This window comes from Jejuia pallidilutea, assembly GCF_002973595.1.
GTDB lineage: Bacteria > Bacteroidota > Bacteroidia > Flavobacteriales > Flavobacteriaceae > Jejuia > Jejuia pallidilutea.
In genome coordinates, this window is sequence record NZ_PVEO01000005.1 from 247979 (window position 1) to 269841 (window position 21863).

Sequence of the window (21863 nt, forward strand, 5' to 3'; positions counted from 1 at the left end):
TTTATTTATCTTAAGTTGAATGCTCTTCGTTTTACTAAAGCTATCATTTTATCAATATCAGCTTTTAAAGCTCTATCATCCTCCAGTTTTGGCACTTCGTTTCTAATGATTTTAAAATTTTCTTCAATAATATCAGAAAACGTGTTTGGTCTTCTAAATTCTAGTGCTTGTGCGCCATACATTAATTCTATAGCTAATATTTTTTCTAGATTATCAAGTATCTGATTGAATTTTCTACCCGAAATACTTCCCATAGACACATGATCTTCTTGTCCTAATGAAGTAGGAATACTATCCGCCGAGGGCGGAAAACACAAGGATTTATTTTCAGTTACCAATGCTGCTGTGGTGTACTGCGGAATCATAAACCCAGAATTTAATCCGCCTCCGCCAGTAGTTAATAATCTTGGTAAACCATACTTGCCTTCTAGTAATAAATAGCATCGTCTATCTGAAATATTACCCAATTCTGCTGCAGCAATTGCATTGTAATCTAATGCCATAGCTAACGGTTGTCCATGGAAATTTCCACCAGAAATGGCTTCGGTTTCACTTAAAATAATGGGGTTATCGGTTACCGAATTCATTTCAATTTCAGCCAATTCTTTTAAATGATAATAGGCATTTCTAGACGCTCCGTGTACCTGCGGTATACAACGCATAGAATAAGGGTCTTGCACGCGACCGCAATTTTGGTGTGCATCCACATTCTGAGACCTGTAAAGCAACATAAACATGCGTTCTGCCACTTCAATGGTGCCTTTGTAGGGTCTTATTTTGTGCAATTCATCTTTAAATGGCGAAAAACTTCCCTGGTAACCTTCAATACTCATAGCACCCGCAACATCGGCTAAGTCTAATAAATATACCATTTTGTGTAACCCCACAATGGTGTGCGCCAAAATAAATTGCGTACCATTTATTAAACCTAAGCCTTCTTTAGCCTTTAATTGCTTTGGTTTTAGGTGATGCACCTTTAGAACGTCTTTAGCTGGTTTTATTTCATCACCAACCCAAAATTCACCAGCACCAATTAATGGCAAAAACAAATGTGCAAGAGGTGCTAAATCACCCGAAGCACCAACAGAACCCTGCTCTGGAACTACGGGTAACAAATTGTTTTCTATAAAATAAATAATGCGCTCAATTAAGGCTAATCGTACGCCAGAATACCCCTGACATAAAGCATGCACCTTGCAAATCATCATAATTTTTGATAATTGCTTATCAATAGGGTTTCCAACGCCTACCGCATGCGTTAGCAATAAATTTTCTTGAAGTTTATTAGTTTCATCGGGGGTAATTTGCACATCACATAGCGGTCCAAAACCTGTATTTATGCCATAAACAGGAGTATTAGCATTAGCAATAGCTTCTACTTTACTTCGGCTTTGTATAACTTGTTCTTTGGCTTCAGGCGTTATTTCAGCTTGCAGTTTACCATTGGCAATAGCTATAACTTTATGAACTGTTAGCGTATCTATTCCGTATTTAAAACTCATCTTCACTTACATTTTTTTCTTATTCAAAGTTATTCTTATTTTTAATGCTTAAAAAGACTATTTTAGTCAATATTTGATAACTATGAGTAATCAATTAGAATTAAGACATCTTAAATATTTTTTGGCTGTAGCCGAAGAATTACATTTTAGGCGTGCCGCAGAACGGTTGTTTATTTCGCAACCGGGATTAAGCCGACAAATAAAGCAAATGGAAGAAGATTTGGGTGTTACGCTTTTTGAACGCCACAACCGAAAGGTTGTTTTAACCAAAGCTGGCGTTTATTTAAAAGCGGAACTAAGCCGTAATTTACAGCAACTAGAGGATATTATAAATCATGCAAAACTAATTAATGAAGGCAAAAAAGGACAATTAAAACTTGGGTATGTTGGTTCAGCAATGCAAGAACTTATTCCAAAGCTACTTTTAAAATACAAAACAAGAAAACCCAATGTTGTGTTTAATTTAAAGGAAATAGACAACCAAAAACAAATTGAAGGCCTTTTAAACTTTAAGATAGATGTTGGTTTTGTAAGGCTAGAGCATGTTCCATCAATTATTGAAACACAAGTTGTTTTAAGTGACACATTTTGCTTGGTATTGCCAGAACACCATAACATAGACGCATCGAACTTTAAAAGCTTGTCTCAACTTAAAGACAGCTCTTTTATACTTTTTGATCCAGAATACAGCGCTTCTTACTATGATAAAGTTTTACAAATTTTTAAGGATCACGCTTTTACACCAATAGTATCGCACTTAACTATTCATGCAAGTTCCATTTATAAATTAGTTGAGAACAATTTTGGCATTTCTTTAGTACCAAAATCCTTAACGACCAATTCTGTTAGAGGTGTAAAGTTTATAGAATTGGATAAAATTCCCCAAAGAACAGAATTGTTTATGGTATGGCATAAAGAAAATAGAAACCCTATTTTAATGAGTTTTTTAGATATTATAAAAAAACAAAATCCATGATATGCTCATGGATTTTGATACGATTTCTTGCCCTAAAATCGTGCTACTAATAACCAACTCAAACTAAACTAATTTATATATGAAAAAACTATTTCGAGCAATTTTAATAGCTTTTGTTACACAAAGATAAGACTAGTTTTAAATATATTTTTATATATCTTTTTTATGTTATACATAAATTATGTTTATGAAATAGTCGTCTATTTAGAAATTGACTTGAATTTGAAAACAACCAAATTATGTTAGATAAACGACTTAGAAGTAAAACCCAAAACTGCCTGTAACTCCAAACTTTCTAGCATCAGGATATAACGTATCGTCTTTATAATTCCCACGGAAGTTAAAATCTATTCTAAACACTTTAAAAATATTACCAATACCAAAACTATATTCGTAATAAGGTTCTTGCGAAGGCGCTACCAATTGTAAGTTTGCAGGATTACTTGGTACATTGCTTATAGCTATATTTTCGTTTGATATATTTGCAATTACACCCCGAACACTTATAATTTCCCGTAAGTTTAGCTTTCTTAAAAATGGGATTCTTGAAAAGAAACGTCCGTTAAAATTATGTTCTAGATGAAATGACGCATATTCGTCTGAAACAAATTCATAAAAATCTAATTGAGAAAAGGTATTATATATTGAAAAATAAGTTTGGTTACCCGGAATAACATTAAGTAATCCTAATGGCACTTCTCCATAAGTTTTACCAACTTCTATAGAGGATACCAACCTACCAAAACCACCCAATTGCCAAGGTTGCAAATACGATAATTGTACTTTGGTATAATTAAAATCGCTATTTAAAATACTTTTGTCGCCACGACTTATTTGCGCGAATAAACGAGCAAAATCATCATTTGCTGTTTTACGTTCCACACCAAAACCTGTCATTTTTCTACCAGGAAAATAGGCTGCCGAAAATGTGGATTCGTATTGTTTAATTTCAGATTTAACACCATTAGGTGTATTGTAATCTAAACTAAAGGTTGGGGATGCCGACTCCAACGTACGGTAATTGGCACCAAGACGCAATACTAAATTTCTAAAAGGTTCTGCTTCAACAGCAAAACTCGTTAAGTTTATAGCCGTTAGTTTATCGTTAGCACCTGCTGTTACAACAGCCGAAGATGCTAAACTACGCCCCAAAACATCAGTAGAATTGGTTAAACTCGCCCCCATTTGCTCAACATCACGACGGTTTCCTCCAGAAATAATTAACCTGCTTCTTTTGTCTAACAACCATTTTCCAGACATCCCGTATTTAAACTTATCGTCTTTAAATCCATAGGCTAAAAACCCCTCTAAGCGCCATAAATCGTTTCTTCCAAAATAGGTACGACCACCTGTACGCAAGCGCAAACCTTCAACATCATTAAATCCGAACGTAGAGAAAATAGGACCATAATCTAGAGGTAGTGTATTAAATTCTATATAACCAGACGCCAAAATGCTTCCTAAATTATATAAACGTTTGAATTTCTTAACCGTTTTTAGGGTGTCTAGCATTTTGTAAACTCCCTTTTCGTCTTTATTTAAGGCTTCTAAACGGTTTTCTTCCCAAAAAGCATCATCTCTATCATAAACATCTTTATCGTAATTGTATACTTCTTTATCATAGAATTTTTTATCCTTAGGAATATTAAATTTATAATTATCATACAATGTGGTTCGTTTGCCGTAAATACCTCTAGATTGCTCCTTTTTTGTAAAGGCAAAATCGCTCATCATATAATCGCGCTTCACAAGAAAAACAGAATCATTTAATACTTCATATTCTTGCTCTATATAAATATCCTTAACCCAGTTGATATTTGCACTTTTTGAGGCTTGCAAATTTATTTCTTTAAGTGCATATGTGGTATCTGCTACCCAAAAATCGCCTTTAAAGGTTAACTCATTTTTCCGTCTTGGGTAATAAATTATATTGTAGCACCATTTGTTATCTATATATGCACTGTCTGTTAACACATAATTGTAAGTGCTTATTCCTGTTCTTGATAGCGGACTTACAAAGCTCTTATCGAAAAACTTTAGATAATTATCGTACACATTAAAATCGGAATACAAATCGTCTACAAAGTCTATAATAACTTGGTTATCGCTAAATCCTGAGTTTTTGTTTCCTTGAAGATCTTCTTTTACTTTATTTAGAATATTATCGCCATATACTTTAGAAACCGCTTCATTTATAAACATAGGCAAATAGGTTTTACCCGTAACACGAGAGGTATCTACTTCCTTAAATACAAATTCCATACCTTTAAATAACTTGCTTTTTATAAGCGCACTATCTATGGTGTTGATATCGAATTCTACTTTTTCGTATTTATCGTACTGGTATTGGTTAAATTGTTTTAAACCATTACTGCGTTTATTTGCCCAAATTTTACGAAGAATATCTATGGCTGGATTATTTTTCTTAGGTTGCTTTCCTGAAATAATAACAACTTGATCCAATTGTGCAGCCTCTTCTTTTAAAACAAATTTTAAATTGTAGCTTACTCGTTTTTCTAAAGGGTAATTTAAGGTTTCGTAACCTATAAAGGATACGGTAAGCGCCGTATAGTTCTCATCAGATTCTAAGTAAAATTTACCATTTTCGTCTGTTATTGTACCTTCGGTAGAACCAGAAAAAATAACATTAGCAAAAGAAACTGGTGCATTAAACTCATCAAACACATAACCACTTACTTTAGTTTGCGCTATTACAGCACAAATGTTAAGTAGAAAAAGGGCAAAAAGTAATTTTATCTTCATGTAAAGATTGTAGTTCTTAAATATAGACACAAAAAAAATGTAATTGGTTGTATTACATTCAAAAAAAAATGTCTAAACATTTTAAAATGATCCTGCAAAAAAAAGCGGGACTTGTTTAGTTTACCAACCTTAAAGTAATCGCTAAGACTTACTTAAAATTGTGTTTAACTAAAAAAACTTCATCAACAATCGTGCTTACTTATTTTGCCGATGGTAGATGAAGTTTATATAACGTTTAAAATGTTATTTTATTTGTAAAGTACCTTTTTTACAGCTTTTATAACATCTTCGTGGTTTGGCAACCATTCTTTTAATAATACTGGTGAATAAGGCGCTGGAGTATCTGCAGTATTTATTTTTACAACTGGGGCGTCTAAATAATCGAACGCTTCACTTTGTACTAAATACGTAATTTCAGTAGCTACATTGCCAAAAGGCCATGCTTCCTCTAAAACCACCAAACGGTTTGTTTTCTTAACAGACTCCAAAATAGCCTTTCTGTCCATAGGTCGCACAGTACGCAAATCGATAATTTCGCACGAAATACCTTCTTTTTCTAATTCATCTGCTGCTTTGTAGGCTTCTTTAATAATTTTTCCAAAAGACACGATAGTTACATCGTCTCCCTTTCTTTTAATATCTGCGACACCAATAGGCAAAATATATTCACCTTCTGGTACTTCACCTTTATCACCATACATTTGCTCGCTTTCCATAAAAATTACAGGATCGTCATCGCGAATAGCCGCCTTTAACAGGCCTTTAGCATCATAAGGATTAGAAGGTACAATTACCTTTAAACCCGGTGTATTGGCAAACCAACTTTCAAAAGCTTGCGAGTGTGTAGCACCTAACTGGCCAGCCGATGCTGTAGGCCCACGAAATACAATGGGGCACTTAAATTGGCCGCCCGACATTTGTCTTATTTTGGCAGCGTTATTTATAATTTGATCAATTCCAACTAAAGAGAAATTAAAGGTCATGTATTCTACTATTGGCCTATTTCCCGTCATGGTAGAGCCAATAGCTATACCTGCAAAACCAAGTTCTGCAATAGGAGTGTCTATAACGCGTTTAGGACCAAACTCGTCCAACATACCTTTTGATGCTTTGTACGCACCGTTGTATTCTGCTACTTCTTCTCCCATTAAATATACGCTTTCGTCCCTGCGCATTTCTTCGCTCATCGCTTCACAAATCGCTTCTCTAAATTGAATTGTCTTCATTTATTTGCTTTTAAATCGAGTTGCAAAAATAGTAATAAACACTTACCCTTCTAAAAGATTCCTTTAAAAATTTACTATGCATGCATAGTATTTTTCAAATAAAATACCTAACTTCGTATCCGCAAAAAAAATGAGACCTTTTTAATATAAATAGATTATGAAGATATTAGTTTGTATAAGCCATGTCCCAGACACCACATCTAAAATTAATTTTACTGAAGGTGACACGAAATTTGATACTAATGGCGTGCAATTTGTTATTAACCCAAATGATGAATTTGGATTAACTCGCGCCATGTGGTTTAAAGAAAAACAAGGTGCCAACGTAACCGTTGTTAATGTTGGTGGTGCTGAGACCGAACCTACGCTACGCAAAGCTTTAGCAATTGGTGCTGATGCTGCAATTAGGGTTAATGCCATTGCCGAAGATGGGTTTTCGGTTGCAAAACAACTTGCAAAGGTTGTTGAAGACGGTGGTTACGATTTAGTAATTGCAGGACGCGAATCTATAGACTATAATGGCGGTATGGTTCCTGGAATGTTGGCAGGCTTAACAGGTGCTAACTTTGTAAATAATTGTATTGCTTTAGAAATTGATGGTACTTCTGCTACCGCAACCAGAGAGATTGATGGCGGCAAGGAAACCGTTTCTACGTCGTTACCTCTAGTTATTGGTGGGCAAAAAGGGTTGGTTGAAGAAAGTGAACTACGTATACCCAACATGCGAGGTATTATGATGGCACGAAAAAAACCATTAAACGTAGTAGAACCTGTTGCTGCAGATGCAGCCACTAACTCGGTAAGCTTTGAGAAACCCGCACCTAAAGGCGCAGTAAAATTAGTAGCGGCAGATAATTTAGATGAATTGATAGACTTACTTCATAAGGAAGCAAAAGTAATTTAGCTCACTTAATCATACCGAACTTGTTTCGGAATGTATTATAACTATTTAGAATAAATAATATCCTGAACCTAGTTTAGGATGACAAAAAAATAAATTTTATGTCAGTTTTAGTATATACAGAATCAGAACAAAATAAATTTAAGAAAGCAGCTTTTGAGGTTGCTTCTTATGCCAAGGCTGTAGCAGATAAGTTGGGAACAACGGTAACTGCCGTAGCTGTAAATATAGAAGACACTTCTGAACTTGGAAACTACGGCGTAGATAAAGTGTTAAAAGTATCGAACACCAATCTAGAGCATTTTAATTCCAAAGGGTACGCCGCAGTTTTAAAACAAGCAGTAAAGGCAGAAAATGCACAGGTAGTAATTTTAAGTTCTAGTGCAGATAGTAAGTATTTAGCACCGCTTTTGGCTGTTGAATTACATGCTGGTTATGCATCAAATGTTGTTGAAGCACCATCAAGTACTAGTCCGTTTACAGTAAAACGCTCTGCATTTACAAATAAAGCGTTTGAAGTCACAGAAATAAAATCAGATATAAAAATTATAGGAGTTTCCAACAATGCCTTCGGACTAGTTGAAAATAGCAGTAGTGCTGCTGCAGAAGATTTTTCAGCTTCCATTCCAGAATTAGGTGTAAACGTTAATTCCGTAGATAAAGCTACAGACAAAGTAACCATTGCAGATGCAGAAATTGTAGTGTCGGCAGGAAGAGGTTTAAAAGGTCCTGAAAATTGGGGCATGGTTGAAGAGCTAGCCGATGTTTTAGGTGCTGCTACAGCGTGCTCTAAACCCGTTTCAGATTTAGGATGGCGCCCACATGGGGAACATGTAGGGCAAACAGGAAAACCTGTTGCATCCAATCTTTACATTGCTATTGGTATTTCTGGCGCTATCCAGCATTTAGCAGGCATTAATGCATCAAAAGTAAAAGTAGTAATTAATACCGACCCTGAAGCCCCATTCTTTAAAGCCGCAGATTACGGCGTTGTTGGGGATGCTTTTGAGGTTGTACCACAACTTATCGAAAAATTAAAGGCTTTTAAGGCACAACAATAATATTTTTTATAACTTGTATCTTCGAAGAACTGTTTAATTTGGCGAATTATTTGTAAATCTGCCTGTGGCAGTTGGTAAATTCCAAATTTAAACAGTTCTTTGTATTTTAATACATTTTATGAGTTTAGTAAGATTAAATATAAAGGGCATATCGTACAGTCAAACACAAAACGGTGCCTATGCCTTAATATTAAATGAAATTGAGGGCGACCGTAAACTACCTATTGTTATAGGTGCTTTTGAAGCACAATCTATAGCTATAGCTTTAGAAAAAGAAATTCGTCCACCAAGACCACTAACTCACGATTTGTTTAAAAATTTTGCCGATACATTTGGTATCGTAGTTAAACAAGTAATTATTCACAAACTAGTTGATGGTGTATTTTATTCTAGTTTAATTTGCGAACGCGATAAAATTGAAGAAATTATTGACGCCAGAACCAGTGATGCCATTGCTTTAGCACTACGCTTTAATGCACCTATTTTTACCTATAAAAACATATTAGATAAAGCTGGTATTTACCTAAAGGTAGATTCTAAAAAAGAAGATGAAGACGATACTGAAGACAGTGTTCTTGTAGACGATATTTTAGCCGGCGAACTGGAACCTGCTGTTTCTAAAGAAGATTATTCATCAAAATCCCTTGAAGAATTACATAAACTTCTAGAAGAAGCTGTTACGAATGAAGATTACGAAAAAGCTGCAAGCATTCGTGATGAAATTTCTAAACGCTAATTATTTTATTATGAAACAATTTTTATGCGCTATTGTTTTCATTTTTTGTCTTTTACTTAGCCCAACCTCTTCTTCTCAAAATAGCCAAGATTCTCTAAACCATACCAATCCAGAACTAGCAAGCGAGTTAAACAACAACACGAATACTACACTTGTTAGAGACACAACTATAACCGCTAACAATACCGAACAACAAAAACAACAAACAGTAGTAAATACTAAAGAAACCATAATTCCTAGTCAAGGGTTCTCATTCAGCAGTCTTTGGCGTGGAATTTTAGGAATGATTTCATTAGTTTTTATTGCGTTTTTATTTAGTAGCAATAGAAAAGCTATTAACTGGAGAGTAGTTGGTATTGGTTTAACTTTTCAACTGGTAATAGCTATTGGTGTTCTAAAAGTAGGTTTCGTAAAAAGTGTTTTTGAAATAGTTGGAAAACTATTTGTTAAAATTCTCAACTTTACACAAGCAGGAAGCAAATTTTTGTTTGAAGGATTGGTGGTTGATATGGACACTTTTGGATTTATTTTTGCATTTCAAGTGTTGCCCACCATCATCTTCTTTTCAGCCTTAACATCGGTGTTATATTATTTAGGTGTTATTCAAATTGTTGTAAAAGGCTTTGGATGGTTGTTATCTAAATTACTTAAAATTTCTGGCGCAGAAAGTTTAAGTGTAGCCGGAAATATTTTTTTAGGGCAAACCGAAGCGCCATTATTAATTAAAGCATATTTAGAGAAAATGAACAAATCTGAAATGCTATTGGTAATGATTGGTGGTATGGCAACTGTTGCTGGTGCCGTTTTAGCAGCCTATATAGGCTTTCTTGGTGGCGACGATGCAGCATTACGTTTATTTTATGCTAAACACCTGCTGGCAGCTTCAGTAATGGCTGCTCCTGGAGCAATTGTTATTTCAAAAATTTTATATCCACAAACAGAATCTATAGACACCGATGTAAAAGTTTCACAAGATAAAATAGGTTCTAATTTTTTAGATGCCATTGCTAATGGCACTACCGAAGGTTTAAAACTTGCCGTAAACGTTGGTGCAATGCTTTTAGTTTTTGTGGCGTTTATTGCCATGTTTAATTATGGCTTCGAAAAAATAGGGCACTATTCTGGTCTTAACAGTTGGATATCATCAAACACCAGCTACCAAAGTTTATCTTTAGAGTTTATAATGGGTTACGTTTTTGCGCCCTTAATGTGGCTTATAGGAATAGCCAAAGAAGATATGGCCCTAATGGGGCAACTCCTTGGTATAAAACTAGCAGCCAGCGAATTTATTGGCTATATACAATTGGCCGATTTAAAAAATGTTGCAAACGCTACACATTTAAAATACGAGAAATCTGTAATTATGGCTACTTACATGCTTTGTGGATTTGCCAATTTTGCATCTATAGGCATTCAAATTGGTGGTATAGGCTCGCTAGCTCCCGGGCAACGTAAAACCTTATCTAAATTTGGAATGAAAGCCTTAATTGGAGGCACAATTGCTTCTTTAATTTCTGCTACTATAGCGGGTATGATTATTGGTTAAAATAATTCCTGTAAAGAAAGAATCTTTTAAAATAACCAACTCTTGTTTTTCTAATTTTCAGTTAATAACTTTTAATATCTACATCACTATATTTAAAAATGTTGCATCCCTTTTTTATTAAATTGCGATGCACAATTTTATGCCTTTGTGCTAAAGTTTAACTTAAAAAAAGATTCCCATTTTCACGGGAAATAGAGATGAAGCAATACCACGACTTAGTAAAGCATGTTTTAGAAAACGGAAACGAAAAAGGAGACCGAACAGGCACTGGTACCAAAAGTGTTTTTGGATACCAAATGCGATTTGATTTAAGTGAAGGTTTTCCTATGGTAACCACAAAAAAGCTACATTTAAAATCTATTATTTATGAGTTGCTATGGTTCTTAAAAGGTGATACCAACATAAAATATCTTACTGAAAATGGTGTGCGTATTTGGAACGATTGGGCTGATGAGAATGGCGATTTAGGGCCTGTTTACGGTCACCAATGGCGTAACTGGAACAGTGATGAAATTGACCAAATAAAAGAGATTGTACACACACTTAAAACCAACCCAAATAGTAGACGCATGTTAGTTTCTGCTTGGAATCCCTCAGTATTGCCAGATATATTTAAAAACTTTAGCGAAAATGTAGCTGATGGGAAAGCAGCATTACCACCTTGTCATGCATTTTTTCAGTTTTATGTAGCCAATGGAAAACTATCGTGCCAATTATACCAACGTAGTGCCGATATTTTTTTAGGTGTGCCATTTAATATTGCATCTTATGCTTTATTTACTATGATGATGGCACAGGTTTGTGGTTACGAAGCTGGTGAATTTATTCATACCTTTGGAGATGCCCATATTTATCGCAACCATTACGAACAGCTAGAACTACAGTTATCGCGTGATATACGTCCGCTTCCAAAGATGATTTTAAACCCTGAAATTAAAGACATTTTCGATTTTAAGTTTGAGGATTTTACCTTGGTAGATTACAACCCACACCCACATATTAAAGGAGCCGTGGCGGTGTAAATTTTTTTAAGTTGAGAGCCATAATTTGAATAAATCTCCCTCCATGGATATTGCATCTCGATAATAATCGAGAGAGTAGCGAAAATCCAACCCCGCTTGCCCTAAACTTTTTAAAGGGTGTGGTAACCTACCTGCTATACCACGGGTATACTGTCGCCCAATTAAAAACAAAAAAGCACCCTCTAAAAAGAAAGTGCTTTTACTAATTTTTTTAAAACCTAACCTTAAACAGTTACAACACTATTTTCGGCACCTGCAAAATCGTTCCATGCATAAGCATCGGCAGCTGAATCGTTTACATACTCCCCATCTACCACATATTTAAACTCGTATGAATTGTCTTTCTCTAAATCTACAGTACCTTTAAATGTACCATTCTTTAATTTTTTTAGTGGCGCTTTTTTTGCGTTCCAATCATTAAAACTGCCTACAACCGCAACTTTTTTTGCATCTTCCGCCTCAATAGAAAATGTTACTTTACATATAGGTTTACTCTTTAAATACTGTTTTTTAATAGCCATAATATAAGTGTTTAATTACAGTGCAAATTTATAAAACAATCCTATTCAGCATACATTTAAAATGCTAATATTAAAATAATTATCATTTTAATAATATGCGCTCTATTTCTTTTAATGTATGTGAAAAATTTAATAGCAAAATTGAAGTATTAACAATATATTTTTTTGTTTTTCTGTTGATTTTCAGAGGTTTCCAACCGAAAACGTTTTCGCTATTCTAAGTTACTAGGTTCACCAAAAAAACTTTAACTTTACCTTTTTATTTAAGATTATGTTTGGAAAGAAAAAACAACAGCCACAAATTGATAAGGAGCAGCTAGAGCTAATAGAAAATGCACAAAAACGCATAAAACAAAAAAAGCGTTTATATGCGCATTTTGTTTTATTTTTGATTGGTTGTGTGCTACTTATTGTTGCAAATACAGTTCTGGGCATAGGCAGGGATTTTACAATTGCGGGTATTAATTGGTTTGTATATGCTATTTTAATTTGGCTATTTTTATTTATATACCATTTATTTAACGTTTTTATTACCCATAAATTTATGGGAAAAGCTTGGGAGCAAAAACAATTGGAAAAATTGGTAGCAAAACAACAGGCTAGAATTGATACATTAAAAGAAGGGTTTAGAAAAGAAGAGGAACTACAAGCTAAAAGTGAAGTTTTTGATGAAATGAACGCCCCTAAACCTAACCCTAAAACCACAAAAAACTCACAACTCACCATTATAGTAGCTGCTGCCGAGAATAATGCAATTGGAAAAGGCAACCAACTTATTTGGCATTTGGGCGACGACTTAAAACGTTTTAAAGCCCTTACAAGTGGCCACCATATTATTATGGGGCGTAAAACTTTTGAAAGTTTCCCCAAACCATTACCTAACAGAACACATGTAGTTATAACACGACAAACCGACTATAAAGTGCCTTTGGGCGTCATTGTGGTAAATTCGCTCGAAGATGCCATAGATGCATCTAGAGGCGACAAACAACCTTTTATTATTGGCGGCGGGGAAATTTACAAACAAGCTCTACCAATTGCCGACAAAATAGAGCTTACCCGCGTACACGAAAGTTTTGAGGCCGATGCTTTTTTCCCTGAAATAGATCCTAAGGTTTGGAAAGAAACCCACAACACATTCCACCAAAAAGATGCAAACCACAATTATGAGTTTTCGTTTATTACTTACGAACGGATATAATAAAATACCAAGAAAAATTTACAAACCACTTTATGAAAATAAGGTGGTTTTTTTGTGGTACGCTGCTTGAATTTGTGAGAAATTTACATAAACTTTTTAACGCCTTCAACCACACAAATAATTTGAGATTTTAAAATCATTTTAAAAAGCACAATGTATTTAGAAGTTTTTTATATCCGCTTTTACTCCTTGTCACAATAATTAAAACAATTACTTAAATCTCCAACACAGCAAAAAACGATGATAGAAAATAAAATTTGGATAATCAGTGAATTATAAAATTGAACGGAAAATTTCAATAATAATTATCCTGACCATATGAAAGAGGTAATTGAAAAAGAAAACAAAGCTTATCACTCAATCCACCCTTTAATTTACAAACTCTCGAATGATGAATGTTCTAGAAAAGATTACAAAATTATTTTATTTCATTTTTGGCAAATTAATCATAAATTAATCTGAAATTGAATTCTTTTATTTCTAATAATTTTTTCTAATTCTTCAATAGTTAGCATTACATAAGAAGGTGACTTTTCATTTAAGCAAACAAAGCAAAATCTAAATCTATCTCCTAATAATTTCCCGAAATTAAATTCATTTTCTGTTGCTCCAAAAAAGAAACCTTTTGGATTATCAGGGAGATATTTTTTTGTCGTTTTTAATTCAATAAATAGTATATCATCCAGATGGGTTTCTACATAATCTTTTTCAAATTTAATTCCTTTCAATTTTGGTATATAAACCATATCAAAAGATTGTAAAAAATTATGAGGAATATTTACTCTATCTAAAAGCTCCCTTTTCATTTCCTTGTCAATTTTAAAAAACCCCGTCTGTTCTTCAATAAGGTAGTTAATTCCTTGTTTTTCTGTAACATTATTTGATAATGTCAACTTAAAAGAATGTTTTCTTGACATTAACCTTCAGCTTTTAGTTCATATTTTTTTAATAGTTTTTTTGCATTATCAAACTTTAAGAGTTCATCAAGGGTTAAATTGAAGGCTTTTGCAAAAATTGCCATATTGGTCAGTGAAATATTTCGTTCAGCTCTTTCTATCATCCCAATATAAGTTCTATGGAATCCTGTTTTGTATGATAATTGTTCTTGACTTAAGTTTTCTTGCGTTCTTAAGTAGCGTATTCTATCACCAAATTCTTTTAAAAGAAATTTATTTATCATAGATCGAAACTATACATATTGTATGCTTAAATCAACATACAATACGTATCATTTGGTGCGCGCTTCTTTTTTAACATAGGTTACAGAAGAAATCCTTTTCTATTTAAAAAAAAATGGAACGAAATGGTAAGGACAGTTGCAAGTGGAGAAATCGTTAAGAAAGTAACTGAAAAAGTTGTAAGAAAAACTTATTTTCCAAAGAAAACTAAAAACATAATAAGTCATGTTAAACCATACAAGAAATGCAGCAGATGCTTATACATTACCTGTCGCAGAAAACTAACAGGATTGACTGAATATACAAAACATTGTTTTTGGCTATACGCTAGTTAATTGAAAGACGAAATATATCTGAAATAGACAACACCAAACATAAAACTAAATAAAAAAAGCAAAACACTTCAATAAACAAAAACCACCAAACCACCTCTCCAATTTTCTTTTTCAAAATTCCTATTTCAATTTTCAGTAATTTTGCCGCATGGTAAAAGAGATACAACTTCGTATTACACTTAAGGAGGAGGAAATTAGCAATATTCTAGTGCTAAAATCTGCATTAAAACTAGATATTGACAAAGAAGATATTACGGGAGTAAAAGTACTAAGAAAGTCTATTGATGCCAGAAAGCCAAAAATAATTTTCAACTATAAGGTTGCAGTTTATATTCGGGAAACCTTACCTAAAACTTCCGAATATCAATTTGATTATAAAGATGTATCAAACTCAAAACCCATCCATATTATTGGTTTTGGGCCAGCAGGCATGTATGCCGCTTTACGTTGTATAGAACTTGGGTTTAAGCCCGTAGTTTTAGAGCGTGGTAAAAATGTACAAGACCGTCGCAGGGATTTAAAAGCCATTAACCAAGACCATATTGTAAACGAAAATTCCAACTACTGTTTTGGCGAAGGTGGTGCAGGTACCTATAGCGATGGTAAACTTTACACGCGTAGCTTAAAGCGCGGTGATGTACGCCGTATCTTCGAAAACCTCGTATTTCATGGCGCAACCGACCAAATTCTTGTGGATGCGCACCCGCATATTGGCACCAATAAACTCCCAAAGGTGGTGCAAAATATTAGGGAAACCATTTTAAAATATGGTGGCGAAATTTATTTTGAAACCCGAGTTACAGATTTTACTTTGAAAAATGGCGCCATAACAACCATTCAGCTTAATAATACGGAAGAAATGGCTGTTGCCAAAGTTATTTTAGCCACAGGACATTCGGCGCGAGACATTTTTTATTTACTCCATAAAAAACATATTGCATTAGAGGCCAAGTCTTTTGCTATGGGTGTTCGGGTGGAGCACCCGCAGCATATTATTGATAGTATTCAATACCATTGCAGTGGTGAGCGACATGAACTGCTTCCGGCTGCATCGTATAGTTTGGTGCAACAAGTTAATAACCGAGGCGTGTATTCGTTTTGTATGTGTCCTGGTGGCTTTATTGTACCCGCGGCCACAGCCAATGGCGAAGTAGTGGTAAACGGCATGTCGCCTTCCAAAAGAAACAATTTATATGCAAATTCCGGCATTGTTGTAGAAATAGATGTTGCTAAGGATTTGCCTAAATACGAACAGTTTGGTGCCTTAAAAGGTTTGGAATATCAAAAGAATTTAGAAAAATTAGCCTTCACATCAGGAGGCAGAAGTCAAACCGCACCTGCACAAAGATTAACCGATTTTGTAGAAGGTAAACTATCGTCAAATTTAAACAATAGTTCTTATCAACCCGGTTTAAAAGCGGCACCGCTTCACTCTTTATTGCCAAAATTAATAGGAAGCAGACTTAGAAAAGGGTTTCAAACTTTCGGACAAAAAATGAAGGGGTATTATACTGAAGAAGCCAATATTGTTGGTGTAGAATCTAGAACCTCATCGCCTGTTTGTATCCCTAGAAACGAGCGTTTGGCGCATCCAGAAATTTCCAATCTATATCCCTGTGGCGAAGGTGGTGGTTATGCAGGCGGTATTGTTTCGGCTGCTATGGATGGCGAACGTTGTGCTGAGGCCGCAACTGGAAATTTGTAATTTTTTTATTTGGGCGTTACCACAAGGGTCGGGCTTTCCGCTGCAAGTCCTCGCACCTCCTTCGTCGGGCTGTGGGCTTTCCACTGCAATCCCTAACGCAAACCCGCAACTTTAAAAAACAGGGGCATTGCTTCCAAAAATTTATTCCTATTTTTGCAGCACTAAAAAAGAAACAACCATGAACGCATATATATTTCCAGGTCAAGGCGCACAATTCTCCGGAATGGGATTAGACCTTTATGAAAATTCACCTTTAGCACAAGAATTATTTGAACAAGCCAATGAGATTCTTGGATTTTCCATTACAGACATTATGTTTGAAGGCAGTGCCGAAGATTTAAAAGAAACCAAGGTAACACAACCCGCTATATTTTTACATTCAGTAATTTTAGCAAAAACCTTAGGAGAAAGTTTTAAGCCAGATATGGTTGCAGGCCATTCTCTTGGAGAATTTTCGGCTCTGGTAGCCAATGGTAGTTTAAATTTCGAAGATGGCTTAAAATTAGTATCGCAACGTGCTTTGGCAATGCAAAAAGCTTGCGAATTGCAACCAAGTACCATGGCAGCTGTTTTAGGTTTAGATGATGATATTGTTGAAAACATATGTGCCAGTACCGAAGGTGTTGTGGTTGCCGCAAACTATAACTGCCCTGGGCAACTGGTAATTTCTGGTGAAGTTGAAGCCATTAACAAAGCCTGTGAAACCTTAAAGGCCGAAGGTGCACGTAGAGCTTTGGTATTGCCCGTTGGTGGTGCGTTTCATTCGCCTTTAATGGAGCCTGCTCGCGAAGAATTAGCTGCTGCCATTGAGAATACTACGTTTAGCAAACCTAATTGTCCTATTTATCAAAATGTAACTGCCAGCGCTGTTACTGATGCATCTGCTATTAAAGCAAACCTTATTTCTCAATTAACAGCACCTGTGCGTTGGACACAATCTGTGCAACAAATGATTACTGACGGCGCCACGTTATTTACCGAAGTTGGTCCAGGCAAAGTACTACAAGGCTTGGTAAAGAAAATTAACAGGGACGCACAAACTGAATCTGCAACTTTTGAAGCCAATTCTTAGATGAAAATTACGCGTCGCAACACCTTTATTTTTATTACTATTCTCTTAACTATTGCTGTTGATCAGATTTCAAAAGTACTGGTAAGAACTTATGTTGAAGCAGGATCGACCTCCCCTATTATTGGCGATTTTTTGCAGCTAATGAATGTAGAAAACGATGGTGCTTTTTTAGGTATGGGTGGTGATTTAAATCCAACACTTAAGCTAATACTTCTGCTTATATTACCCGTAATAGTTCTAGGTTTGGTATTAAGGCATGTTATACAAGATAAAAGTTTAGATACTTGGTCGCTTTTTGCTTTTGCAAGTATTATTGGTGGCGGAATTGCAAACGTTTACGATAGGTTTGCCTATGGAAGTGTAACCGACTTTTTATACATACATGTTACAGATGTTATACGAACTGGTATTTTTAATTTCGCAGATTTATCTGTAACTACAGGTATGATAATTTTAGTGGTTAAGATGTTTAGAAAAAAGAAAAGCCAATCTTAAATTGTAAGAATGGCTTTTAATGTGTATAAACTTTTTTATAAGATTAACTCCTTACTTTCTGCTCCCATTTCCATGCCGAAAGCATTGCTTCGTCTAGCGTAAGTTCTGTTTTCCAACCCAGTTCGTTATTGGCTTTATTAGTATCTGCATAAGCTGAAATAACATCGCCTTCGCGTCTGCCAACAATTTTATAATTTAATTTTTTTCCAGAAACACGCTCAAAAGATTTTACAACTTCTAAAACAGAGCTTCCTTTTCCTGTACCTAGGTTAAAGGTTTCGTAATTGGCTTTGTTTTTTCCTTTTAGCAATCTGTTTAAAGCTACAACATGCGCTTTCGCCAAATCTACAACATGAATATAATCTCTAATGCAAGTACCATCTGGTGTAGGGTAATCGTCTCCAAAAACAGATAATTGCTCACGCAAACCTATGGCGGTTTGGGTAATAAAAGGCACTAAATTTTGAGGTACACCTAGAGGTAATTCACCAATTTCTACCGATTCGTGTGCTCCAATAGGATTAAAATAACGTAAAGCTATAGCGTTTAAAGTTGGCACCACTTTACACGTATCTTGTATTATTTCTTCTCCAATTTGCTTTGTATTACCATAAGGAGACTCTGCCTTTTTTACTGGTGCATTTTCTGTAATTGGTAATTCATCGGCTTGTCCATAAACGGTACAAGACGAACTAAATATAAAACTAGCAGCTGGTAACTTTTTTAATTCCTTTAGTATATAAACCAAGGTTGCGATATTGTTTTCATAATACAACAAGGGCTCCTGTACACTTTCGCCAACTGCTTTACTCGCCGCAAAGTGAATTACACCTTTAATATCGTTATGTTTTTTAAAGAATGCTTCAACTCCTGCCTTATCTTTTAAGTCTAATTTTTCAAAAATTGGGGTTTTTCCAGTAATGTTGGTTATGCCATCTAAAACGTTTTCTGAAGCGTTGGACAAGTCATCGATAATTACAACTTCATAGCCTTCATTTTGTAATTCTACAACGGTATGAGAGCCTATAAAACCTAATCCGCCTGTTACTAGTATTTTATCCATTTATAAATTTTATAATAGTTGCTGTAATAAATTCAATTTGTTCATCATCCAATTCGGTATGCATTGGTAACGAAATTACTTCTTTTACCAACTGATTGGTTACTGGAAAATCTGCTTCATTATATCTTTCGTCTGTATAAGCCTTCTGCTTGTGAAGCGGAATTGGGTAGTATACACCACAAGGTATTCCCTGTTCGTTTAAATGTTTTACAAGCGCATCTCTGTCTACATCCTTTACTTTTAAAGTATATTGATGAAATACGTGACAGTCGCAAGTATCACAAATAGTTTCACCACAGCCGTTACTAAGGTGAGGTGTAATAATGGCATCTATACCCTTAAAAGCTGCATTGTATTTTTTTGCGGCCATTTGTCGCGCTTTGTTATAACCATCAAGTTTTGGCAATTTTGCATCTAGTACAGCCGCTTGAATGCTATCTAAACGAGAATTAACCCCAACTACATCATGATGGTAACGTTCGTACATACCATGGTTTACTATGCCCCTAATGGTGTGTGCCAAATCGTCATCGTTAGTAAAAATTGCACCGCCATCACCATAGGCGCCTAAATTTTTAGAAGGAAAAAAAGACGTAGCACCAACATTGCCAATAGTACCTGCTTTTGCTTTTGTTCCGTTTTTGTAAGTGTAATTTGCACCTATTGCCTGTGCGTTATCTTCAATTACAAACAGGTTGTGTGCCTTGGCTATTTCTAGAATTGCTTCCATATTAGCACATTGCCCAAATAGATGTACAGGCACAATGGCTTTTGTTTTTGGTGTAATTGCCTTTTTTATAGCTTCAATATCTATATTAAAATCATCTTTATTTACATCTACCAAAACAGGGGTAAGATTTAATAGGGCTATAACCTCAACAGTGGCAGCAAATGTAAAATCTGCGGTTATTACCTCGTCGCCAGGTTTTAAGCCCAACCCCATCATTGCAATTTGTAATGCATCAGTACCATTGGCACATGGAATAACATGCTTTACGCCCAAATAAGCTTCTAAATTCTTTTGAAATTCATGAACCTTTGGTCCATTTATAAAAGCAGTGTTTTCAATTACGTTTTCTATAGAAGAGTTAACAACATCTTTTATATCGTTGTATTGACCTTTAAGGTCTACCATTTGAATTTTCTTCATGCTGAAAATTTGAAGGTCGGATTTACATAAACTAAATGACCTAATTTTAAATATACTCACATTGAGTTTTAGGTCTACAAATTTACAAAATTCATGAACGCTATCCATAGAATTGTTGTAAAGAAATGTATTTTAGCGGTAAAGATGATGACCTTGCAATTTATATATAATATTGGCATTAGTTTTACAGGTTTTATTTTAAAAATTGTTGCTCTTTTTAATGCAAAAATTAAACTTGGTGTTGCAGGAAGACAACAAACTTTTAAAATTATAAACCAACATATTAAACCAACGGACCAAACCCTTTGGTTTCATTGTGCATCTCTTGGAGAATACGAACAAGGCTTACCTGTATTTGAAAAATTAAGAGCGCACTATAAAAATCATAAAATTGTGCTTAGCTTCTTTTCGCCTTCGGGATTTGAAATTCGAAAAAACTCCCCAATAGCTGATGTTGTAGTTTATTTACCAATTGACACACAGAAAAATGCCATACAGTTTTTAAAGCTTGTAAACCCAGAACTTTCGGTATTTGTAAAGTATGATATTTGGCCCAATTATTTAAAATTCCTAAAAGCGAATAAACTTAAAGCTATTTTAATTTCTGCTGTGTTTAGGCCACAACAAATCTATTTTAAAAGTTATGGGCATCTATTTAGGAAATCCCTATATGCTTTTGATCATATTTTTACTCAAAATGAAAGCTCTAAAGCACTACTAGCTACTATTGGCTATAAAAACGCAACCGTTTCAGGCGATACTAGGTTTGACCGTGTAAGCAACCAACTAAAAACCAATAACACCTTAGATTTCATTGAAACGTTTAAACAAGATTATTTATGTGTGGTTGTAGGGAGCTCATGGCCAGAAGACGATGCTTTATTTATTGACTTTATAAATAATGAAACCCCTACTGAAATAAAGTTTATTGTAGCACCTCATAATATAAAAACTAATCAAATTAAGGATTTAACTTCAAAATTAAACACAAAAACAGTGCTATATTCTGAAAAAGACCAAAAGCAATTAAAAGATTATAATGTTTTGATAGTTGACACCATTGGGCTTTTATCTAAAATATATAGTTATGCCGATATTGCCTATGTTGGTGGTGCTATGGGAACAACCGGTTTGCACAACACCCTAGAGCCGGCAGTATTTGGAGTACCTATTATTATTGGCCCCAACCACAAAAAATTTCCAGAAGCGCAAGCGTTTATTAATAATGGCGGTATGTTTTCAGTAGCAAACCAAAAACAGTTTAACGATATACTAAAAAAACTACTGGAAGATGGTGACTTTCGGCATAATACTGGGTCTAAAAATTCGGAGTTCGTAAAGAAACAAAGTGGTGCTGTCATCCAAATACTAGATTACTTACGTATATAAATTGTTTTTTAATTAAAACAA

19 protein-coding genes are annotated in these 21863 nt (G+C 34.8%); 11 read left to right on the plus strand and 8 right to left on the minus strand.

Annotated elements, in window-relative coordinates:
* Positions 1-5: 5 nt before the first annotated feature.
* Positions 6-1502, minus strand: coding sequence for a histidine ammonia-lyase (hutH, locus tag CLV33_RS10185; protein ID WP_105473814.1), 1497 nt, complete (start codon positions 1500-1502; stop codon positions 6-8).
* An 82-nt stretch (positions 1503-1584) separates the two neighbouring features.
* Between hutH and CLV33_RS10190 the strand changes: the two genes are divergently transcribed.
* On the plus strand, positions 1585-2478 hold the full coding sequence (locus CLV33_RS10190) for a LysR substrate-binding domain-containing protein (protein WP_105473815.1): 894 nt from the start codon (positions 1585-1587) through the stop codon (positions 2476-2478).
* A 255-nt stretch (positions 2479-2733) separates the two neighbouring features.
* Here CLV33_RS10190 and CLV33_RS10195 read toward each other — a convergent pair whose 3' ends face one another.
* Both CLV33_RS10195 and CLV33_RS10200 read right to left on the minus strand, forming a co-directional pair.
* On the minus strand, positions 2734-5241 hold the full coding sequence (locus tag CLV33_RS10195; protein ID WP_105473816.1) for a DUF5686 and carboxypeptidase-like regulatory domain-containing protein: 2508 nt from the start codon (positions 5239-5241) through the stop codon (positions 2734-2736).
* Between the two features lie 248 nt (positions 5242-5489).
* Entirely contained in the window at positions 5490-6467 is a 978-nt protein-coding gene (locus CLV33_RS10200; RefSeq protein WP_105473817.1) for a pyruvate dehydrogenase complex E1 component subunit beta, read from the minus strand.
* Between the two features lie 157 nt (positions 6468-6624).
* Here CLV33_RS10200 and CLV33_RS10205 point away from each other — a divergent pair, with 157 nt between their 5' ends.
* The 5 genes from CLV33_RS10205 to CLV33_RS10225 all read left to right on the plus strand — a co-directional run bounded on the left by CLV33_RS10205 (position 6625) and on the right by CLV33_RS10225 (position 11733).
* Entirely contained in the window at positions 6625-7371 is a 747-nt protein-coding gene (locus CLV33_RS10205) for an electron transfer flavoprotein subunit beta/FixA family protein (protein WP_105473818.1), read from the plus strand.
* A 98-nt stretch (positions 7372-7469) separates the two neighbouring features.
* The gene (locus CLV33_RS10210) at positions 7470-8429 is read left to right on the plus strand and encodes an electron transfer flavoprotein subunit alpha/FixB family protein (RefSeq protein ID WP_105473819.1); all 960 of its coding nucleotides are present in this window, start codon (positions 7470-7472) and stop codon (positions 8427-8429) included.
* Between the two features lie 118 nt (positions 8430-8547).
* On the plus strand, positions 8548-9165 hold the full coding sequence (locus CLV33_RS10215) for a bifunctional nuclease family protein (RefSeq protein WP_042242043.1): 618 nt from the start codon (positions 8548-8550) through the stop codon (positions 9163-9165).
* A 10-nt stretch (positions 9166-9175) separates the two neighbouring features.
* Entirely contained in the window at positions 9176-10711 is a 1536-nt protein-coding gene (locus CLV33_RS10220) for a NupC/NupG family nucleoside CNT transporter (protein ID WP_244906418.1), read from the plus strand.
* Positions 10712-10908: 197 nt separating this feature from the next.
* Positions 10909-11733, plus strand: coding sequence for a thymidylate synthase (locus tag CLV33_RS10225; RefSeq protein WP_105473820.1), 825 nt, complete (start codon positions 10909-10911; stop codon positions 11731-11733).
* Between the two features lie 224 nt (positions 11734-11957).
* Here CLV33_RS10225 and CLV33_RS10230 read toward each other — a convergent pair whose 3' ends face one another.
* Entirely contained in the window at positions 11958-12254 is a 297-nt protein-coding gene (locus tag CLV33_RS10230; protein WP_042242059.1) for an isoamylase early set domain-containing protein, read from the minus strand.
* 271 nt (positions 12255-12525) lie between these two features.
* On the opposite strand from CLV33_RS10230, the gene CLV33_RS10235 reads away from it, so the two are divergent.
* On the plus strand, positions 12526-13455 hold the full coding sequence (locus CLV33_RS10235) for a dihydrofolate reductase (protein ID WP_105473821.1): 930 nt from the start codon (positions 12526-12528) through the stop codon (positions 13453-13455).
* A 446-nt stretch (positions 13456-13901) separates the two neighbouring features.
* Here the strand turns inward: CLV33_RS10235 and CLV33_RS10240 are convergent, their stop codons facing one another.
* Positions 13902-14372: a hypothetical protein gene (locus tag CLV33_RS10240; protein ID WP_105473822.1), complete on the minus strand. Its 471-nt coding sequence runs from the start codon at positions 14370-14372 to the stop codon at positions 13902-13904.
* Positions 14372-14635 (minus strand): helix-turn-helix domain-containing protein, encoded by a 264-nt coding sequence (locus tag CLV33_RS10245; RefSeq protein ID WP_105473823.1) that lies wholly within the window; start codon positions 14633-14635, stop codon positions 14372-14374. The genes CLV33_RS10240 and CLV33_RS10245 overlap by 1 nt, the downstream gene beginning before the upstream one ends.
* Before the next feature lie 481 nt (positions 14636-15116).
* On the opposite strand from CLV33_RS10245, the gene CLV33_RS10250 reads away from it, so the two are divergent.
* From CLV33_RS10250 to lspA, 3 genes are all read left to right on the plus strand, one after another.
* Positions 15117-16673, plus strand: a complete 1557-nt coding sequence (locus tag CLV33_RS10250) for an NAD(P)/FAD-dependent oxidoreductase (RefSeq protein WP_105473824.1) — start codon at positions 15117-15119, stop codon at positions 16671-16673.
* Between the two features lie 178 nt (positions 16674-16851).
* A complete protein-coding gene (gene fabD, locus CLV33_RS10255) occupies positions 16852-17745 on the plus strand; it encodes an ACP S-malonyltransferase (RefSeq protein ID WP_105473825.1) in 894 nt (297 codons plus the stop codon).
* Positions 17746-18240, plus strand: a complete 495-nt coding sequence (lspA, locus tag CLV33_RS10260) for a signal peptidase II (protein ID WP_105473826.1) — start codon at positions 17746-17748, stop codon at positions 18238-18240. It begins immediately after the preceding gene.
* A gap of 43 nt (positions 18241-18283) precedes the next feature.
* On the opposite strand, the gene galE is transcribed toward lspA, so the two are convergent.
* Positions 18284-19303 carry a UDP-glucose 4-epimerase GalE gene (gene galE, locus CLV33_RS10265; protein WP_042241629.1) on the minus strand — a complete coding sequence of 340 codons (1020 nt, stop codon included), beginning with the start codon at positions 19301-19303 and terminating at the stop codon, positions 18284-18286.
* A complete protein-coding gene (locus CLV33_RS10270) occupies positions 19296-20453 on the minus strand; it encodes a DegT/DnrJ/EryC1/StrS family aminotransferase (protein WP_105473827.1) in 1158 nt (385 codons plus the stop codon). The genes galE and CLV33_RS10270 overlap by 8 nt, the downstream gene beginning before the upstream one ends.
* Before the next feature lie 93 nt (positions 20454-20546).
* On the opposite strand from CLV33_RS10270, the gene CLV33_RS10275 reads away from it, so the two are divergent.
* Positions 20547-21842 (plus strand): 3-deoxy-D-manno-octulosonic acid transferase, encoded by a 1296-nt coding sequence (locus tag CLV33_RS10275; protein ID WP_244906419.1) that lies wholly within the window; start codon positions 20547-20549, stop codon positions 21840-21842.
* The last annotated feature ends 21 nt before the right edge of the window (positions 21843-21863 follow it).

Coding starts and splice junctions, on each gene's coding strand:
- hutH (WP_105473814.1), bottom strand. CDS start 1,502: ATGAGTTTTAAATACGGAATAGATACGCTAACAGTTCATAAAGTTATA.
- CLV33_RS10200 (WP_105473817.1), bottom strand. CDS start 6,467: ATGAAGACAATTCAATTTAGAGAAGCGATTTGTGAAGCGATGAGCGAA.
- CLV33_RS10205 (WP_105473818.1), top strand. CDS start 6,625: ATGAAGATATTAGTTTGTATAAGCCATGTCCCAGACACCACATCTAAA.
- CLV33_RS10195 (WP_105473816.1), bottom strand. CDS start 5,241: ATGAAGATAAAATTACTTTTTGCCCTTTTTCTACTTAACATTTGTGCT.
- lspA (WP_105473826.1), top strand. CDS start 17,746: ATGAAAATTACGCGTCGCAACACCTTTATTTTTATTACTATTCTCTTA.
- fabD (WP_105473825.1), top strand. CDS start 16,852: ATGAACGCATATATATTTCCAGGTCAAGGCGCACAATTCTCCGGAATG.
- CLV33_RS10245 (WP_105473823.1), bottom strand. CDS start 14,635: ATGATAAATAAATTTCTTTTAAAAGAATTTGGTGATAGAATACGCTAC.
- CLV33_RS10225 (WP_105473820.1), top strand. CDS start 10,909: ATGAAGCAATACCACGACTTAGTAAAGCATGTTTTAGAAAACGGAAAC.
- CLV33_RS10230 (WP_042242059.1), bottom strand. CDS start 12,254: ATGGCTATTAAAAAACAGTATTTAAAGAGTAAACCTATATGTAAAGTA.
- CLV33_RS10275 (WP_244906419.1), top strand. CDS start 20,547: ATGAACGCTATCCATAGAATTGTTGTAAAGAAATGTATTTTAGCGGTA.
- CLV33_RS10270 (WP_105473827.1), bottom strand. CDS start 20,453: ATGAAGAAAATTCAAATGGTAGACCTTAAAGGTCAATACAACGATATA.
- CLV33_RS10210 (WP_105473819.1), top strand. CDS start 7,470: ATGTCAGTTTTAGTATATACAGAATCAGAACAAAATAAATTTAAGAAA.
- CLV33_RS10235 (WP_105473821.1), top strand. CDS start 12,526: ATGTTTGGAAAGAAAAAACAACAGCCACAAATTGATAAGGAGCAGCTA.
- CLV33_RS10250 (WP_105473824.1), top strand. CDS start 15,117: ATGGTAAAAGAGATACAACTTCGTATTACACTTAAGGAGGAGGAAATT.
- galE (WP_042241629.1), bottom strand. CDS start 19,303: ATGGATAAAATACTAGTAACAGGCGGATTAGGTTTTATAGGCTCTCAT.
- CLV33_RS10190 (WP_105473815.1), top strand. CDS start 1,585: ATGAGTAATCAATTAGAATTAAGACATCTTAAATATTTTTTGGCTGTA.
- CLV33_RS10240 (WP_105473822.1), bottom strand. CDS start 14,372: ATGTCAAGAAAACATTCTTTTAAGTTGACATTATCAAATAATGTTACA.
- CLV33_RS10215 (WP_042242043.1), top strand. CDS start 8,548: ATGAGTTTAGTAAGATTAAATATAAAGGGCATATCGTACAGTCAAACA.
- CLV33_RS10220 (WP_244906418.1), top strand. CDS start 9,176: ATGAAACAATTTTTATGCGCTATTGTTTTCATTTTTTGTCTTTTACTT.